Source organism: Embleya sp. NPDC056575 (genome assembly GCF_042793325.1).
Lineage (GTDB): Bacteria > Actinomycetota > Actinomycetes > Streptomycetales > Streptomycetaceae > Embleya.
In genome coordinates, this window is sequence record NZ_JBHTVA010000068.1 from 39094 (window position 1) to 56116 (window position 17023).

Below are 17023 nucleotides of genomic sequence, written 5' to 3' on the forward strand. Positions count from 1 at the left end.
ATGGGCGAGAGGATGCGTCCTCGTGACGTGTTGCCGGTCCGTGCGCGCTCGACGGTGGAGGCCTTGACCGGTCCGATCCACCGGATCACGCCCGTGGAGGGAGGCCATCACAGCGATCTGGCCGTGCGTGTGGACACCGCGACCGGGCCGGTGTTCGTCAAAGGACTGCGCACGTGTGACCCGCACGTGGCGGCACAGCGGCGCGAGGCCCTGATCGGGGAGAGCGTGGCGGGAGCGGGCCCGCGGGTGTTGTGGCGGCTGTTGGTCGGGGGTTGGGATCTGGTCGGGTTCGAGTTCGTCACCGGCCGTCACGCCGACTATCGCCAACACTCCCGGGACCTGGACCTGTTGGCCGACACACTCACCGCACTCGCCGGTCTTCGGCTGCCCGCGGTGGAGCTGCCGTCGGCCGGAGAGCGGTGGGCGCGGTGTGCTCCCGCCGGTCTCGGCGAGGCGCTGGCGGGGTCGACGTTGTGCCACACGGACTTCAACCCCGAGAACGTCCTCGTGGAGCCCGACAGGGCGGTGCTCGTGGACTGGGGGTGGGCCGTGCGGGGGCCGGCCTGGTTGGACCCGGCGCTTGTGGTCGTGCGCCTGATCGCCACGGGCGGACAGTCGCCCGCCGCCGCGCAGGCGTGGGCGACGCGACTGCCCGGCTGGCGCGGCGTGCCCGATCGGGTGCTCACCGACTTCGCCGAAGCCGAGGCCCGCTACTGGGCCAGCATCACGAGACGCAGACCGGCGCCCTGGTCCCGCGCGTTGGCGGAGGCCGCCCGCGCGTGGGCCGCGTACCGCGCGCTCTAACAGCTCGGCGATCCCGATCACGCACGCCCGACCTGCCTCTCCGAGCGATGGTGGAGACCGTGCCCGGCCTGCGGAGCTCACGACGTGCGGGCCCTGTCGACGTGGGCCGGGCGCAGGTGGGATCGGGGACCGGCGTGGGTCAGCCCAGGTGGACGGCCCCGAGACGAACGGCGTCGACCAGGCGGTGCACGGGGTCGATCAGGTCGCCCGAGAGTTCGATCCGATGGTGGGGTTCGAGCGCGTCGGTGACCGTGAGGACGGGCCCGGCTCCACGGCGGCGGACGACCAGGTAGCCGTTGCCGTTGATGTCCACCGCCACGATCTGGCGTACCTCGATCCGGTCGTCACGCTCGTGGAACAGCCGTTCTCCGGCCGCCCGTGACTGCTCCATCGCCTCGTCGAGCGCCGCGTCCTGTACCGACCATGCCTCGTACATGAAGGCGATGCCGGCAAACCCGTCCGGGGCGTCCGCGACGCGCCGTGCGGGGGCGCTGTCGGGCACGGGCTGCCGCAGGCCCCATCCCGCCAGGACGTCGGCCGGATTCCGATCCTCCTCGCCACCGCCGGGAGGGGACCACCCGCAACTCGATCACGCCGACGTCCATGGCCGGCAGGTGAAGGGCCCACAGCGTCGGCTGGCGGTCCCATCCCAGCCGCTCGCCCTTCCGGGCTTCGGCCGCGAGCAGGGCCGCGGCGAGCGCATCACGTTCACCGTCCCCGGTGAGGGCCTCGACGGCGGTGAACAAGACCTTGCGACGTTCCATCACGATTGGTGCCGGCTCCGAGTCCGCAGACGGTGACCGCAGGCGGTGGCAGGCGGCCGGGCAAGCGTACGGGCAGCGAACTTCACCGAGGACAACCGGGCTTATCCATCGATCCCACCCCTGTCCCTCGGGCGTACACGGCAGAGCCACCGTCGGTCACGGTGTCGCGGAACCGTAGGCGAGGACATGCGGAGCTCTGTGCGCGGGGCAGCCGCGCCGGCTCCTCACGGCAGCATGGGAGCGGTCGCTACGTGCGGCGCGGCGGCAATGCCCCTGTCGGCCGGCGACCGGAGGCGGGACGAGGCGAAGCGCCTCGCACGGGGGCTGTCGGTACACACGCACGCGGCCGTGCAGGCCCTGAAACCGGTCCGATCCCTGCGGTCACGCCCGCGGAGGGAACACATCACGGCGCGCTCGCCGTGCACGCGGACACCACCGACGACTCGGCCTTCGTCGAGGGAATGCGCACCGACGAGCCGCCGGCGGCGGCGCAGCGGCGGGGTGGGCGCGGAGGCGGGGCGGCGGTTGCTCGCCAGCAGGAGAAGTCCCCGGCGAGCACGTCCACGACCCACCACGGACCCGGACGTGGCGCGACGGCGAAACGGTGCGGCTTCTTCGTCGGCCTGCCGCGGGAGGTCGGCCGCCCCGGCCGGTGTTGCGATGGGGGGTCGGCGCCGTCGGCGAGCGGCAATGGCCCCGGTCTCTCCGGGCGGGATGACCTTGAGGCCCGTGAGCCCGACGCCGCACGGGACCGGGCGATGTCGGCGCGCTCAGGACCCGAAGGACCGAGGGCACGCGCTGCCTGCCCGTGCCGGGCCGACGAGGTAGCGGATGCCCTGATTGTCGGCGGGGTTGGTCCAGAGACTGTTCCCGAACACCGTCGCCGCCCTCTTCGTGTCGCCGAGCCTCCACCACGTCAACCCGAGGCCGTGCAGGGCCCGATGGAACGGCCGGTTGTCCAACTCGCTCCAGGCCAGGACTCCGTCGAACGCCGGCAGCAGGGACAACTCGGCGACGGCCACGGCGCTCTGGTAGAACCCCAGGGCCTCGGACAACGCGGCCTCGTCGGCTTCGGCGCGGTCGAACGCGTCGGCGCCGAGGTGTGCCCAGCAGTCGAGTTGCCGGGGGTCCTCGCGCACCGCCGCGAGCAGCGCGGCGCGGTAGGCCCGATCGTCCTCGGTGGACTCGCGCAGGTCCAGCGCGCGGTCGACGGGCGGCGGGCCGTCGCCGACGTACGGATCGGGCATCCGGTACGACGGCCGCGCACCCGCCTCGCGCACGACCCGCCACCACCCCCACGACGGCGTGCCGGCCGTGTCGGGCACCGTGGAGGGGCGGGCGCCCCACCCGTGTTCCGAACGCGGGTCGTACTCCCGCCCGTCCGGGCGCGCCGGAGTGATCCCGGCGTGGTGGATCCGTTCGAGGACGCGGCGGGTGTCGCACCGCGCGTACCGGTCGGTGATCTCGGCCAGGTACACGTACCGGCGGCCCCGGGCACCCGGCGGCACCTCCGGCGGCGGGAGCGTGCGTCGCAGGCCGTCGAGCAGGGCCGACAGGACCTCCTCGGCCCGGTCGCCGGTCAACGGCCACGACACCCCGAACACACGCGGCACCTCGTGCACCGGATACCAGAGCGAGGCCTCGTCCAGGCCACTGCGCCGGGCCAACATCGCGCGCAGCTCGCTCTCGTCCACCGAAGTCCCCACCGCCACCACGCGCTCCCCGCTCGTTCCCGGCACGCGGTCGAGCGCACCGTGTCCGGAGCGTAACCGGCACCTGCCCACCGGACCTTTCCTTCGGGGAAGAGTGGTCCGTACGGGGGTCGGGGATTTCTCGTCACCGGTTCGCTTCGTGTTCGCGACGTCGGGCGGGAGAATGGACCATGCCCCAACTCATCGGATATCTCGGCCCGTCCCCCGTCTGCGCGGACGGTCGTCACGCGTTGACCGGGCCCGGACTCGACGCGGTGTTCGTGGGCCCGGCGCCGACCGAGGAGGACCTCGTCGAACTCGCCGCCCGTCACGGCCTGGACAAGGTGGAGCGCCTGCCCCCATTCCGATTTCGCCTGTGTACGGCGGTCTACCTCGACGGTCCGATGGCCGGCCAAGCGAACCGCTACACCACCGACGAGCTCGGCTCGCTCAATACGTTCGCCACCGCAGGCCACACCCACACCGGGGTCCACGAGCTGGTCGCACTCCCCGACGGGGACCGGCCCGGAGAGCTCCGACTCGTCGAACTCGACGGCCGGCCCGTGACCTCGTGACAACACCGGCAAAACCTCCGCACCGGTCGTGGCAGACATGGTCGAGCCATGTGCGCGGTGGCGCGGCGCCGTGTCGCGGTGGTCGGCGGTGACCCGGCGGGAAGGTCTACGGAAGGTGTGGCTCGACGGTCGCGCTGATCCCGCCGGGTCGGGGGTGCTCGGGAAGGGCACTCACCCGGGGCGCAGGAGCCATCGGCACCCGCCTGGACCGGTAGCCCGGGACCACGACGTCCGCACGTGTGCCCTTCGCGGGCCGGCCGTGCGGATCCCGCGGGTCGGGTTCGAGGTATTGCCGCTCGAGAAGGGCGCGTTGGCTGTTGGGCAGACGCACCATCACCCCGTACGGCGGGTGGGTGTCCACGACCGCCGGGACGACGCTGCCGCGCCTGTAGGGGATCACCCGTCGATTCGCGCGGACACGGCGCACCGCCGCGCCCGGTCGTGGATCGCCCACGTTCGTCTCGGCAGCCGGCCGGACGAGGTCGCCGAGTGTCTGTGCGGGGTGGAAGACCGGCCGGGTGAGGATGTGGATGCCGAGGCCGTTCGTGGGTGCGGGGCCGCCGCGCTTCGGGCAGGTTGTCGTCCCGTGCCCGTAGCCTCCCCCACGTCCGGCGCGCATCGGCCGCGCGCCGCGGGATCGACGGACGAGCGGCGGAGGTTCGGCGTGGCGGGTGTGTGGGACGTGGTGGAGGAGTCGCGGCGCGCGGTGTGGTCGTTCACGCCGTTCGAGCACGTGGGCCCGCTGAGGTTCGGCATGACCCACGAGCAGGCGGCGGCCGCGCTCGACGGGGTCCTGAAGACCATCGGATCGCAGGGGGACGGCACCGGGTGGGTGTCGCGGGCCGACATGTGGCCCGTCCAGTACGGCGCGGGGGCGGGGGCGGGGGTGCACCTGTACTACGACCGGGCGTTCGGCTTGGCTGCGATCGTCGTCGACGCGCGGAACGGTCCGCAGGTGGACTTCGGCGGGATCCCGCTGGTGGGTCGGGTGCCGTCCGTCCTGGAGGACGCGTTGATCCACCGTCTCGTCGCGGACGGCATCGCAGCGGTGTTCTCCCTGGAGGCGAACCTGTGCGCGCCCGAACTCGGCGTCGTGATGCGTGTCCAACGCGCCGGGGACCGCGTCCTGACCCGGCCGGTCCTCGTCGCCCGGGAATGGGCACCCCGATGCTCGGACTCGACGCAGAGCCGCATCCCCGACGACGAATGGCGCAGCTTTTCCTGAGCACACGCGGACTCGGGTCGGTCCCCTCCAGGCACCGGTCCTCGTACCTGATGCCGAGTGGCGGATGAGTGTTCGATTTCCCGTGGAGCGTAAGATCGTTTCCCGAGCCGGAGTTTCGGGGACAGCGCCTGTGGTCCCGTGCTCAGTCGTCGAAGAAGTCTCGATCAACCGAGGTGAGCAGGGTCCTCACCTCGTCCGGGTTGTTGAGGATGCGGTGCAACACGCCGTGTAGCCGCCGCAGCGGTTCGGGCCCGGCGGAGACAACGCAAAACATGCCCCCTTCGCAGTCGTAGTCGAGGTCGTCGGCGATCTCGGGCAGTTCGTTGCCGACCGCGAGTTGCACAATCCCCTCCCACAAGTAGCCGTTGCCCTCGAAGCCGAGTGCGTCGAACAGCGAATGGAGATGACGCCAGTCCATGTCCGACAGGGTCAGGCTCCATGTGTCGTCGGAGGGGTGGTGAAGCAGGTGGAAAGGCTCTGCAATCTGCATGCCGGAGATCATATGAGCGCGTTCGGACAGGGCTGTTGGCCGCTCGACCCGGTGCCGCAGCCCGGTCGGTCAAGGCTGTTTGCGGTGGAGTGCAGTCGTGCCTGCAAGTTCTGCGGCTCGTGTCCGCATACCGTCTCGCCCGATCTGTCACGTCTGGACGGATGAGGTATCGGAGTTGTCCGAACGTGGCAGTTCAGGTCATGCGGCATCAGCCTTGCGGGCGAGCGGTTGCCGCCCCAGGCGGGGTGGCGGGCGGCACGAACGTGAGGCGGTCGGCATGCGGTTGGACGAACTGTTCGCGTGGCTGGATTCCGAGGAGGCGAAGGCCCGAACGGAAGCCGTCGCGGACGTCGAGCGGCATCTGCGCCACCGTGGCAGATCGGGGAATCGCTGCGGCGCTCGATCCGCGTCACGATCGTCGTGCCGATGTGCACGCTGTGCGCCGCCGTGGCGGAATGCGTCGCCGATCTCGTCTTCTACGACAAGGCGTTCGTCAGATCCTCGTCAAGGCGACCCTGACCGGGCCGACTCCGACAGGTCGGGTTCACCCCGAGGAACGCGAGATCGCCGGTGTCATCGACGAACGTACACCCGAAGTCGTCACGCTCGCAGCGCGGCGACGGCCTCGACGAGGCCGTCGCGCTCCAGGCGATCGAGAACGTCCGCGGCGTTCCCGGGAGGGTTCTTCCACGAGTCCGCGATCTGTTGGACGGCGGCGAACACTCGTTGCCGATCGAGATCGATCTGCGCCAGGACGAAGTCGTCGGGGTGTGCCGCCTCCACGTTCCATTCGGCCAGAGACTCCCGGGGAAGTCCTTGAGGTTGTGGGTGACGATCATCTGGGCCCGGGACTTGACGGCGGCCGCCAGGACGTGACGATCGTCGGGATCCGGCAGATCCAGCACGGACTCCAGCTTCTCGTGGTTCGTGATCAGACAGTCGCGCACCGCCCGGCCCATGAGTTCACGGGTGCGATCCAGCCGCTCCCGGCGCAGGTCGGGCCGATTCTTTGCGAGATTGTCGAAGACCTCGTCGAGAATGCGATCGGTCCACTTCGCCTGGACCAGGCCCGCCTGCGCTGTCCGGATCAGCAGGTCACGAAGGGTGCGCAACTCGCCGAACACGCGCACGAGACGCACTACGTCCACCGGTTGTGCGGCGTGCTCGTGCTCGAGGGGCATCTGGCCTGGGCGTGGGGGCTCGACGACCTCACCGACGCGTTCCTCGCCGTCCACTGCCCGCACTGCGGTGCCGACGTCACCGTCGTGGTGGGCGAGCACGGCGACTACTCCGCGATCCGGGACTGGCATCGCGGTGACATCGACCGCCGTCCCCTGTGCGCGAGCCCGCCCGAGGAGATGTCCCCGCCGGGTGCGCGGCTGCGCGCGATCGCGATCCGTGACGGGCATGCCTCGCTCGCCCGCGGCCTGCCGTACGTCTTCGGGACGGCGCAATGCCCGCCCTGCGGGGGCGCGTTCCCGATCGCTCCCGCGTTCGAGAAACGCGTCGCATCCGACGGCACGCCCAAGCTCCCGGGAACATGAACGCCCCGGCCGCGCCCGGGAGTCCGTCGGCCCGGGCCTCGGCCCACCGCGGTTCGAGCGCGGGACGTCAGAAGCAGGGCTCCGTCGGGGGGCCGGGCCAGGTGTCGGGGTCGAGCATCCGCCACAGGGTGTGCGACAACCCGGCGACACCCATGTAGTCGACCTGCGTCAGCCACGGCGTCGGGGACAGGAGTCGGTGGAGTTCGGGAGTGACGATCTCCTCGATCATCGTGCGCAGCGTTTCGGGGACGGGGTCCTCGACCAGACACAGCCACCCCAACGCGGCGCACACTCGCACCTCCGGGGAGCGGGTCGTGTCCGACCACAGGGCGCGGGTGAACGCGGTGGCGTCCTCGTGCCGGTGTTCCCGGGCGAGTTGGGCGATCGCCAGGACCAGGCCCGCGCGCACGCGGGCGTGCTGCTCGACGTCGAGGCGGGTGTGCAGGGCGGTGGCGATCTCCCGGGCCCGGTCGGAGGCGGCGGCCAGGACGTAGGCAGCCATCTCGCGCACCTGCGGGTCGGGGTCGTCCAGCAGTGCGATCGGGATGTGCGCGTCCGCGGCGATCGCGTCCCGCGCCGCGCGGATCACCCAGTTCTGCACGGAGCCGTCCACGCCGTAACGCACGTCGTCGTCCGTGTACGCCACCCGCAGCAGACCGGCCCGGGACCCGTCGTCCCAGAAGTTCCGGCGTGCCACCAACGCACACATCCTCAACCCCGAGGATCGATCGTGTGTGGACGCGTCGGCCGCGATGCGCAGCAGGAACGGCACCGCCAACGCCCCCACCGGGAAACGACACCCCTCGCAGTACATGGCGCACCCCAACGCCTGCCTCGCCTCGCGTGCCGTGACGGGATCGGCGGAGCGCATCCGCTCCAACTCCCGCGGTACGTCGGGCTCGTCGGCGAACCGGGCGAACGGCACCCGCTCGTAGCGGAAACCCTCCCGAACGTCGAACGACATCCCCGCCACCACCATCCACACGTCCCCGTCGGTCCCCTCCCAACGCTGCGACCGGTACTCCTCCCCCGACGGCTCCGCAGCGCTCCACACGTCCCGCGACGACGCGCTCGAAGTCCCGTGTGACGCCTCGACGTCCCCGCCCTCGCCCATCCCCGCCCCTCCCCTGTCCCCGACACCGGGTGACAACACGTCCACCCACGACGCGCCGGCGCGCACCCCACCCACCCCGGGACGGCCACGTCGCCGCGCCGGACGCCGGCGCATGCGCAGCGTAGCCGGCCCCCACCGACACCCCGTGATCCCTCCGGGGCGGCGTCGGAGCGGCGCACGCCGTCGTGGATGGCGCCGGTCGCCGGCAGTGTGCCGTCCGGAGACAAACGCGGCCGGGCCGCACCGTCACGGTGGTCGAGCGGCCGCAACGACTGCATCCGCCGCCGCGCCGCCGACCTGCGCGCCGCCCGACGCGGCCTGCTGCCCGGTGTGCTCGTACTCGCCACGAGCGCCGCAGTGGCCCCGGCCGTGCTCGGCGCGGCCGACGACCGCAGCGCCCGATACGCCGAACTCGACGCGGCCGATTGGCGGATGCTCGCCGTCCTGCCGCCCTACCCCGGGATCGTCGCGGTCTTCGTCACCGCCGCGGGGTGGGTCGATCGACGGGTACCCCGTCCCGGCGCAGGGGTCGTCCCAGGATGTGGTGCATGTCCTGTTCGATCTCGTCCAGGAGTTCCGCGCCGAATACGCAGAAGGTGTGTTCCCAGGGGTGCCCGAAGGTGCCGAATCGCAGGTCCTGCGCGAGGAAGACGTGGTAGTCCCCGGCCGGGTATGGGCCAAACGGCCAGCCCTCGCGCGAGCGCCCCTCGAGGACGCGCGGCAGGAACATGTCGGTCTCCGGGACGTCCGGGCGCAGCCGGTGGCAGGTGTGCTGCCAGTCCAGGAGCCACAGCGACTCCCCCGGCGCGCAGCGGGCGGCGAGCCCGTCCTGGACGACGTCGACCAGGCGGTCGAGGTTGCGGTCGCCGGGGTCGTCGCGCAGCGCGTCCAGGCTCCACGTGATCGACGGCGAGGGCTCCGTGATCCCGGGAAACTCGCACACGCAGGGCCGGAAGGCGAAGCGGGCGTCGAAACGGTCCCAGACATCGGTGTATTCGGAGCCGGACAGCAGGCGCAGGCGTTCGACCGTCACCCGGCGAACCTATCGTCACGCGGCCCGCCCGCCGCCGGCGCCGGTAGCCCGGGACCTCGACGTCCGGGCGTGGCCCTTCGCGGGCCGGGCACCGGGGTGCCGCGGGTCGGGTTCGAGGTATCGCGGCTCGGGAAGGAGGCGTTCGCCGTGAGGAATGGCGCAGCTTCCCTGAGCACACGCGGAGCTCCCGCGGGGGCACCGGCCGGGGCGGGCCGGGCCCGGGAGCGAATTCGCCGACACGGCGCGCTGTTCCCGGCCGGCGGAGTCCTCGTCCCGGAATACCTCCGACCACCGGTCCCGCACCCGTTTCCCCGCCCGCCACGGGGGTTCGCCGCTGTCACAATCTGCAACCTCGGCGCCGGAATACCGGTCCCTGAATTCGGCCCCGTCGATGCCGATGCCCCTCTCACCGCGATCTCGATCCCGAGGGGCACGGGCGCCGGCGACCGTCACCGTGACGGACCGAAGCGAGATGTTCGCCGACGACGCCGAACACGGGACGGAGCCGCGCATATTGCGGACCCGGGTGGGTCGGTTCCTCGTCCGACGGGACGCGCCGTGCCTGTCGCCGTCGTTCCCCGCCGCGGGGAGCGGCGCCCGTGGCCCGGTTCCTGCCGGCGGGCGTTCGAGATTCGGTTGAACGGCATGCGGCTGCCCGGTGGTCGTCCTAATCTGACGGCGACGAACATCGAAGTTGCCGCGTTCGTGGGCCCGTCCACCGGCGAAGGCGGTTTTTTGGGGGGACGATGGGCTACTTCCGTGTGCGTGTCGAGGGTGGGGTCGACGGCGAGCCGACAGGGTTGACCGAGTTGTTCGCGGACTGGCTGATCGAGGACCGTGCGGTCGGCACGCACGCCGAGATCGGCAGGGTTCGGTCCGCGGCCGCCGGCGACGGGGGGATGTCCGGCGAGGTGGTCGAATGGATATCGTTCGTCACGTCATCGGGGTTCTCGACGGCGGCGTTGGTGTACGCACATCGGTCGTTCCGCGCGTCGCTGCCGCGGCGGGTCCGGGACGGGGTGCGCCTGGTCGTCGAACGCGACGGTACGACACTCATCGTGGAGGGAGTGTCGGCGGACGACGCGGCCCGGATCGCACGGGTGCTCGGGACGGCCGACACCGATACCGCTCCCCCGGTGTGAGGGGCTGCCGTGGTGGTTCCCAATCCTCGGGGCAGTCGGGCGGTGCTCGTGGGGGTGCACGCCTACACCGGGCTGGAATCCCTCCCCGGCGTGGCCGCCGGGGTCACAGGGCTGGCCCGGTTGCTGCAGGATCCGTCGGTGTGGGGGCTGCCCGACGCCCATGTCACACAACTGGGGTCGCGAGCGTCACGCGACTCGATTCTCGGCGCGGTCCGGGACGCCGCGAAGGGCTGCACCGACACCCTGCTGGTCTACTTCGCGGGACACGGCCTGCGGGACCGCAGCGGCGAGCACCTGTATCTCGCGTTGGCCGACGCCGACGAGGACCATCCGGAGATCGGCAGCCTGGCCTACGCGTCGCTGCGCAGGGTCGTGGCCCGGGCCGGGTATCGGGCACAGTGCCGAATCACCGTGCTGGACTGCTGCTACAGCGCTCTGGCCGGCGGCATGGGCGCCTCGACACTCGCCCGCCCGGAACTGACACGACTGCTCGAGGCGGACGCCCCCGATGTCGCCGACGACGGATACGACGACGAGCACGGCAGTTGTCTGTTGGCCTCGGCCCCCAGGACCGGGCGCTCGTTCACCCCTCCGGGGGCCCGGTACCCGGAGTTCACCGGCACACTGATCGACGTCCTGGAGGAGGGCATTCCCGGCGCGGGGCCGGCCCTGAGCACGGAGCAGGTGTGGCGTCGCGTGCGGCGTCGGCTGCTTGCGCAAGGCAGTCCCGAACCCCAGCAGTTCGGGCAGAACTCCGTCGTCCGACGGGACTGGGTCCACAACCGCGCACACCCGCGTCCGCCGGCCGGGCCGCCGACGGGAGGGACGGGCGGTGCACCCGCCACGGCGACCGAGGACACCGATCGGCCCACGTCCGCCACCGACGTCCATCGGCGCCCGGGCGCCGACACCACACCCGGCCCGGTGGCATCCGCCTCCCCGATCCCGACGGGTGGCCGGCCACCGGCGGCAACGCCCGCGACACTCGACCCGGGCTCGGCCCCGGCACCGCACCAACCGCACAGCGACACCGCCCCCACACGGGCACACACACGCCCCCGGACAACCACGACGTCCCCGTCCGCACCGGACGGCGAACCGGTTGACAGCACACCGACCGCCGCTCCCGAACCGGCACCCGCCACCGCTGAACGCGACAGCGACACCGGCGTCGACAGGTCCACGGCGGCGCCCGCATTCCCCGGGCGCCGCCGGTTCCTGTGGATCGCCGCCGGAGCTGCGGCCGCCGCCACCACCGGCATCACCATCGCGCTCACCCACACCGGGAGCGGCACCGCGGCACACAAGACGAACCCGCGCACCGACCTGCGGACACAACCGGCGACGTCCACTCCCGAAGCCCCCTTGACCGCAACGACGTCCACCTCCGGAGTCCCCACGCCCCCCTCGACCGCGACCACGATCGTTCGACCGTGGCGCTTCACCACCGGCGACTGGGTCCGGTCGTCTCCGACGGTGGCGGACGGCGTGGTGTACGTCGGCAGCCAAGACCACAGCGTGTACGCCCTCGACGCCGCCACCGGCGCCAAGAAATGGTCCTACACAACCGGCGACTGGGTTTCTTCGTCCCCGGCGGTGGCGGGCGGCGTGGTGTACGTCGGCAGCTGGGACAAGAATGTGTACGCCCTCGACGCCGCCACCGGCACCAAGAAATGGGTCTACACCACCGGCAAGGGGGTCGAGTCGTCCCCGACGGTGGTGGACGGCGTGGTGTACATCGGCGGCCTCGACAAGAATGTGTACGCCCTCGACGCCGCCACCGGCACCAAGAAATGGGTCTACACGACCGGCGACGAGGTCGGTGCGTCTGCGACGGTGGCGGGCGGCGTGGTGTACATCGGCGGCTTCGACATGAACGTGTACGCCCTCGACGCCGCCACGGGCACCAAGAAATGGTCCTACACCACCGGCAGGGGGGTCATTTCGGCCCCGACGGTGGTGGACGGCGTGGTGTACATCGGCAGCCAGGACACGAACGTGTACGCCCTCGACGCCGCCACGGGCACCAAGAAATGGTCCTACCCCACCGGCAACTGGGTCTCTTCGTCCCCGGCGGTGGCGGACGGCGTGGTGTACATCGGCAGCGTCGACCACAGCGTGTACGCCCTCGACACCGCCACTGGCACCAAGAAATGGTCCTACACCACCGGCGACAGGGTCGAGTCGTCCCCGACGGTGGCGGACGGCGTGGTGTACATCGGCGGCTTCGACACGAACGTGTACGCCCTCGACGCCGCCACCGGTACCAAGAAATGGTCGTTCACGACCAACCGGCTCGTCATTTCGTCTCCGACGGTGGCGGGCGGCATGGTGTACATCAGCAGCTACGACCGGAACGTGTACGCCCTCGACGCCGCCACCGGCGCGGGGCCGGCGACGTAGGTGGCGACAGCTCGCCGGCCGGGTGCGGGCAGGTGGTCCGCTGCTCGCCCGCGAGCACCCGCGGGAACGTTCGCCACGCGCGTCCACGGATCCCGGCACTCGCGCGCGCGGGGGTAACGCGAGTCGCGGAGCAGGTACTTCGCCGGTTTTCGAGTCGTGGTCCGGGGCTTGGGGTCAGACTTGGCCGGTTCGGGGGTGGTGTCGATCGGGAGGGCGCGTCGCGTGTGGGTGGAAGCCGAAGCGAGTGTCGATGTGGTGTCCGGGTGGGGCGCGGCGGCCACCGTGGGGCTGTTGGAGGTCGGGGAGGCGGTGCGGGAGGCGGTCGCGACACCGGCCGTGCTGTGCGTCACCGGGGTGCCCGGTGTCGGCAAGACCGCCGCCGTCGCCGCCGCGCTGGGCGAGGCGCGGGGTGAACGGGGCCGGGACGCGGCGTGGTTGACGTTTCGTTCCCGCCCGACGATGGCGGGCGTGCGCGAGGCGTTGTGGGGGCGGTTGTGGCCGGGGCGGGTGGCGCCGCGGTCGCGGATCGACTTCGAACACGGCGTCACCCGCGCGTTCGAGCGCACCCCGCGCGCCGTGGTCGTCGACCGCGCCGACGTGCTGCCGAGGGACGCGTTGGAGTATTTCGCGGCCCTGGCCGAGGACCCGCACGTCGACCTCGCCCTGATCGTCGTCGGCTCCCCCGCCTGGGGCGCGGCGCTGCCGAAACGGGCGCCGAGCCTGCACTCCCACACGTATCGGCGTGTGCGGTTGGAGCCCTTGACGGACGCCGAGGCGGTCACGGTGGTCCCGGGCCTGCACCCGTTGTGGGCGGACACCACGGCCCGCGAGATCACCGACCTGAACCGCGACGTCGGCGGAACGCTGCGCGGATGGCACCGGGTCACCGCACACCGACTCGCCGCCTCCGCCGCGGGCCCGTGACGCGCACGTGCGGACCATCGTGCGCCCTGGGCCGCCTCGGAAGGGAGCGGGGTCGTGTCGGGTCGCTCGGGTAGGTTGCCGAGTCCCATGACGGTCGAAGCATGCGAAGGAGTCGAGCCGTGAGTGGCGACACCATCGAGTGGCTGCAGGACTCCTGCTTCACCGAGTTCGGGTACTGCGTGACCTTCGGGCGCGGGCTGTCGGCGAGGGAGTTGTTGCGGCGCATGGGTTGCGACGTGACGCGCACGGCCCGCAAGAGCGTGATCGACGCGAACCACTGGATCGAGGACGTCGCCGAGGAGTTCGGCCGCGCCGCGGTCGCGGGCAGGGAGGGGGTGATCCGGGCCGGCGAGGCCGACGGGTGGGCGTTCGCCGTCGAGGACGCCGGCAGTCGCGGTACCCACCGCGACGTCCTCGCCGCGGTGTCGGCCGGCACGGTGGCGCTGAGCACCTTCGAGAATATCAACGCGCTCACCATGTTCCACTACGCGCAGGCCGGGGACGTGGTGTGCGGGTTCGACCGGCCCCGGGACCGCTGGGGCTCCGACCCGGATCGGCTGGTGCCGCACCTGACCCGCGCGGGTCTGCTGCTCGCCGACGGAACCCAACCCGACCTCGGCATCGACGAACGGCAACGACTCCTCCACCGCATGATGCACACCGAGTTCGGCACCACACTGCCCCGCGAGGACGTCGAGCACGGCGAACTCCTCGCCGCGATGTACTGAACCCGGCCCTCGTCCACGACACCCGATCGGGCACGGCACACCATGCGGTCCAGCGCGCGCGCGGAGTCCCCGCGCGCTCCGACGACGACGGTTCCATCCGCGCGGTCGGGCAGCAGCTCGGCAACCGCGTATCGGCCGGCGGCATCTACACGCCGGGGCCGCTCGTGATACCGGCACGACCCCGTGCCGCGACGACCGTTCCCGAGAACGCCGAACAACGCGCCCCACGCGAGGAGTTCACCCGCACCGGTTCGTCGAACGTCGAACGCACTCCCGTCGCCGGCGCCCGCCCTCCCGAGGGAGGCGGACCGTGCGATGCCCGGACCGTCGCGGGCCGCCGCCCGGTCGCGCGGTCGATCCGTCACACGCGTGTCCGCGGCGTCGACGGATGTCGTGCCCGACCCGGTGAATTGTCGGACGCCGGCTCTACCGTGTGGGCATGAGTGCCCGGGACGGTATCGCGTGGCTGCGCGAAGCCCGCGAGTTCGGAACCGACTACTGCGTCACGTTCGCCCGCGGTTTGGAGCCCCTGGAGTTGCTGACCCGCATGGGTTGCGACCCGACCACGGCGGTGCCGCTGGGGCTCGTCGACGCCACCGAGACCTATTTCGACACCGGTGTCGAGACCATCCGGGCCGGCACCTCGCACGGATGGGCGTACGCCGTGGAAACCACCGGGAACCGCGGATTCGAGGACGGTGTCCTGGCCGCGGTCTCCGCCGGCACCGAGGCGGTACTCGTCCACAGCGACTGCAACCCCGTCGCGTACCTGATTTACGCCGAGGACGGCGAGGTCGTGTGCGGTTTCGAACAGGACGCTCCCGAGGATCGCTTCGGCACCGACCCCGACCGGCTCCTCCCGCACATGATCACCGCCGGGCTCCTCGCCCCGGACGGCACAGCCCCCGACGACGACGCCCCGCGCGGATGCGAACTGCGCATGGCCGAGACCGTGTTCGGCCTCGCCCTCCCCCACCACGACGTCGTCCACGGCCCACTCCTCGCCGCCGGACTGCGCGAAGGACTCTCCGCACCCCTGCCCGTCGACACCTCCCCACCACAACCGATCCCCGACACCGGACCCGTCACCCTGACGGCCACCGCCATCGCCGCCGAATCACCCGGCGAGTAGACCACGGCAACGCGTTGCGCTCCTTCCCGACCTCCCACGGTGCGGGCACCGACCCGGACCGCTTCCGAGGCGCCCGAAATCGGTGCCGTGGTGCGCGCTCGAGGATCGCCCGGGGCCGTGGGTGTTCAAGATTGCGCCGCGCGGGATGCACGCGGCGAAACCCGACTGCCCCACGCGGCTCGAAATCCCCGGAAGCTGCGAGTAGCCACCTCCGGTGTCGAACCCGCACACACCGCCGCGTCACCGGAGGATGGGGTAATCCGGGTCGACGGTCAGCGCATACCCCCTGCGTGCTTCCTCGGCCGGCGGAGGAGGCGGACCGTCGCCGAAGCCTACGAAGGTGAACCTGGGCACACCGAGCGCAGGTGGAGAACCCTCACGGGAGCACGCGGCGCGCGCCCGGGGACGTCGCGGACGGTCGCGGACGACCGCGGACAATCGCGGTCGAGGTGCTCGGTGGACGTATTCCCCGGCGCCGCCGACGGCGGCGGCTCACCCGTCGTGCCCTGCGCTCAATCGTCGGCGCGGGGCGGCGGGGATGTGCCGCCGGCGCGCCACACGTGCCGGAGGTGGTCGGTGAGCGTGTCGACGACGTCGCGGCCGTCGCGGCAGGCCAGAACGAAGTCGACGTCGGTGTAGCCGTTCTCGACTCCGTCCTCGGTGTTGAAGACGACGCTCGTGACGTGTGCGGGGAGCTGTGGAAGGAACCAGGTGGTCCACGCCTCGGCGGCGGCGCCCTCCTGCGCCTGGTCGCAGGCGACGACGGCACGGCGTCGGGGAAACTCGTGCGCAGCGTGGCGTTCATGGAGCTGCGCGGCCAACGCGACGACGGCGCGGGCGGGTTCGAGGCGGCGCGCGAGGCCGAGCCGGCCACGAGCGAGGCGGCGGTGGAGTGGGTGTTGGAGTCGCTGTACCGGGACGGGAACTTCACCCACGCCGTCGCGCTGCACCTGCCCGACGTGCGGCTGGAGACGCTCGGGGGCGGCACCGTGTGGCGCCTGTGGGACCAGGGTCGTTCCTGGGCGCTGGTCGACGACCGGCCCGGAATCGGCAAAGCCGTCCAGGGCGGGCCGCGCCGGCTGTGGGACGAGGTCGACGCCGCCCTGCAATGGCAGGACGAACACCGAGTGCAAGGCTACGACTTCGGCATCACCGTCGAACCCGACCGACAATGGGCCTGGGCCCGGCAGCCTGATCGGCACTGGGAGATGTAGCCGGCGGCTCCCGAACGCGTGAACCACCGAGGCTGCAGGTTCGGGTGCGGCGCAGCGGCCGGCGGTGAGCCGGTCGGGTATCGATCGTCGCCGGTGTCGGTGTGCCGAATATCGGGTGCGGATCCGGCGGAGCGCCCGAGGTGGTCTAGGTTCTGTTTCTTGGATCTTCTGACGCGGTCGTGGTTTGTGGTCCAGGCTGTGTGGTGTGGTGGGTCGAGGTGATCTGACGAATGCCGAATG

At 71.7% G+C, this 17023-nt stretch carries 17 protein-coding genes and 1 pseudogene; 9 read left to right on the forward strand and 9 right to left on the reverse strand.

Annotated elements, in window-relative coordinates; translation table 11 throughout:
- Nucleotides 1–54: 54 nt before the first annotated feature.
- Nucleotides 55–804: a phosphotransferase gene (locus ACFRCG_RS38055; protein WP_380040161.1), complete on the forward strand. Its 750-nt coding sequence runs from the start codon at nucleotides 55–57 to the stop codon at nucleotides 802–804.
- Nucleotides 805–943: 139 nt separating this feature from the next.
- On the opposite strand, the gene ACFRCG_RS38060 is transcribed toward ACFRCG_RS38055, so the two are convergent.
- Together ACFRCG_RS38060 and ACFRCG_RS38065 are read right to left on the reverse strand one after the other, a co-directional pair.
- Nucleotides 944–1306 (reverse strand): hypothetical protein, encoded by a 363-nt coding sequence (locus ACFRCG_RS38060; protein ID WP_380040132.1) that lies wholly within the window; start codon nucleotides 1304–1306, stop codon nucleotides 944–946.
- Nucleotides 1307–2338: 1032 nt separating this feature from the next.
- Entirely contained in the window at nucleotides 2339–3307 is a 969-nt protein-coding gene (locus ACFRCG_RS38065) for a hypothetical protein (RefSeq protein WP_380040134.1), read from the reverse strand.
- Nucleotides 3308–3450: 143 nt separating this feature from the next.
- Here ACFRCG_RS38065 and ACFRCG_RS38070 point away from each other — a divergent pair, with 143 nt between their 5' ends.
- Complete coding sequence (locus ACFRCG_RS38070; RefSeq protein ID WP_380040136.1) at nucleotides 3451–3834, forward strand: hypothetical protein; 384 nt, start codon at nucleotides 3451–3453, stop codon at nucleotides 3832–3834.
- Nucleotides 3835–3940: 106 nt separating this feature from the next.
- Here ACFRCG_RS38070 and ACFRCG_RS38075 read toward each other — a convergent pair whose 3' ends face one another.
- On the reverse strand, nucleotides 3941–4234 hold the full coding sequence (locus ACFRCG_RS38075; protein WP_380040138.1) for a hypothetical protein: 294 nt from the start codon (nucleotides 4232–4234) through the stop codon (nucleotides 3941–3943).
- A 186-nt stretch (nucleotides 4235–4420) separates the two neighbouring features.
- Here ACFRCG_RS38075 and ACFRCG_RS38080 point away from each other — a divergent pair, with 186 nt between their 5' ends.
- Nucleotides 4421–5059 carry a hypothetical protein gene (locus tag ACFRCG_RS38080; protein WP_380040140.1) on the forward strand — a complete coding sequence of 213 codons (639 nt, stop codon included), beginning with the start codon at nucleotides 4421–4423 and terminating at the stop codon, nucleotides 5057–5059.
- A 142-nt stretch (nucleotides 5060–5201) separates the two neighbouring features.
- On the opposite strand, the gene ACFRCG_RS38085 is transcribed toward ACFRCG_RS38080, so the two are convergent.
- The 5 genes and pseudogenes from ACFRCG_RS38085 to ACFRCG_RS38105 form a co-directional block, all read right to left on the reverse strand.
- The gene (locus ACFRCG_RS38085) at nucleotides 5202–5549 is read right to left on the reverse strand and encodes an Imm51 family immunity protein (RefSeq protein ID WP_380040142.1); all 348 of its coding nucleotides are present in this window, start codon (nucleotides 5547–5549) and stop codon (nucleotides 5202–5204) included.
- Nucleotides 5550–6149: 600 nt separating this feature from the next.
- The gene (locus ACFRCG_RS38090) at nucleotides 6150–6332 is read right to left on the reverse strand and encodes a hypothetical protein (RefSeq protein WP_380040163.1); all 183 of its coding nucleotides are present in this window, start codon (nucleotides 6330–6332) and stop codon (nucleotides 6150–6152) included.
- Nucleotides 6333–6427: 95 nt separating this feature from the next.
- Nucleotides 6428–6958 (reverse strand): annotated as a pseudogene (locus tag ACFRCG_RS38095) (hypothetical protein); the annotation flags it as partial.
- A 202-nt stretch (nucleotides 6959–7160) separates the two neighbouring features.
- Nucleotides 7161–8207 (reverse strand): hypothetical protein, encoded by a 1047-nt coding sequence (locus ACFRCG_RS38100; protein ID WP_380040144.1) that lies wholly within the window; start codon nucleotides 8205–8207, stop codon nucleotides 7161–7163.
- A gap of 478 nt (nucleotides 8208–8685) precedes the next feature.
- A complete protein-coding gene (locus ACFRCG_RS38105; protein WP_380040146.1) occupies nucleotides 8686–9240 on the reverse strand; it encodes a DUF2716 domain-containing protein in 555 nt (184 codons plus the stop codon).
- A gap of 746 nt (nucleotides 9241–9986) precedes the next feature.
- On the opposite strand from ACFRCG_RS38105, the gene ACFRCG_RS38110 reads away from it, so the two are divergent.
- The 5 genes from ACFRCG_RS38110 to ACFRCG_RS38130 all read left to right on the forward strand — a co-directional run bounded on the left by ACFRCG_RS38110 (nucleotide 9987) and on the right by ACFRCG_RS38130 (nucleotide 15569).
- Nucleotides 9987–10382 (forward strand): hypothetical protein, encoded by a 396-nt coding sequence (locus tag ACFRCG_RS38110; protein WP_380040148.1) that lies wholly within the window; start codon nucleotides 9987–9989, stop codon nucleotides 10380–10382.
- A gap of 9 nt (nucleotides 10383–10391) precedes the next feature.
- Nucleotides 10392–12785, forward strand: a complete 2394-nt coding sequence (locus ACFRCG_RS38115) for a PQQ-binding-like beta-propeller repeat protein (protein ID WP_380040150.1) — start codon at nucleotides 10392–10394, stop codon at nucleotides 12783–12785.
- A 222-nt stretch (nucleotides 12786–13007) separates the two neighbouring features.
- Complete coding sequence (locus ACFRCG_RS38120; RefSeq protein WP_380040152.1) at nucleotides 13008–13709, forward strand: ATP-binding protein; 702 nt, start codon at nucleotides 13008–13010, stop codon at nucleotides 13707–13709.
- A 119-nt stretch (nucleotides 13710–13828) separates the two neighbouring features.
- Nucleotides 13829–14437, forward strand: a complete 609-nt coding sequence (locus ACFRCG_RS38125; RefSeq protein ID WP_380040154.1) for a DUF6461 domain-containing protein — start codon at nucleotides 13829–13831, stop codon at nucleotides 14435–14437.
- A 439-nt stretch (nucleotides 14438–14876) separates the two neighbouring features.
- On the forward strand, nucleotides 14877–15569 hold the full coding sequence (locus ACFRCG_RS38130) for a DUF6461 domain-containing protein (RefSeq protein ID WP_380040156.1): 693 nt from the start codon (nucleotides 14877–14879) through the stop codon (nucleotides 15567–15569).
- Between the two features lie 512 nt (nucleotides 15570–16081).
- On the opposite strand, the gene ACFRCG_RS38135 is transcribed toward ACFRCG_RS38130, so the two are convergent.
- Nucleotides 16082–16390 (reverse strand): hypothetical protein, encoded by a 309-nt coding sequence (locus ACFRCG_RS38135; RefSeq protein WP_380040157.1) that lies wholly within the window; start codon nucleotides 16388–16390, stop codon nucleotides 16082–16084.
- Between ACFRCG_RS38135 and ACFRCG_RS38140 the strand changes: the two genes are divergently transcribed.
- Nucleotides 16373–16783 carry a hypothetical protein gene (locus ACFRCG_RS38140; protein WP_380040159.1) on the forward strand — a complete coding sequence of 137 codons (411 nt, stop codon included), beginning with the start codon at nucleotides 16373–16375 and terminating at the stop codon, nucleotides 16781–16783. The genes ACFRCG_RS38135 and ACFRCG_RS38140 overlap by 18 nt on opposite strands.
- Nucleotides 16784–17023 lie beyond the last annotated feature (240 nt).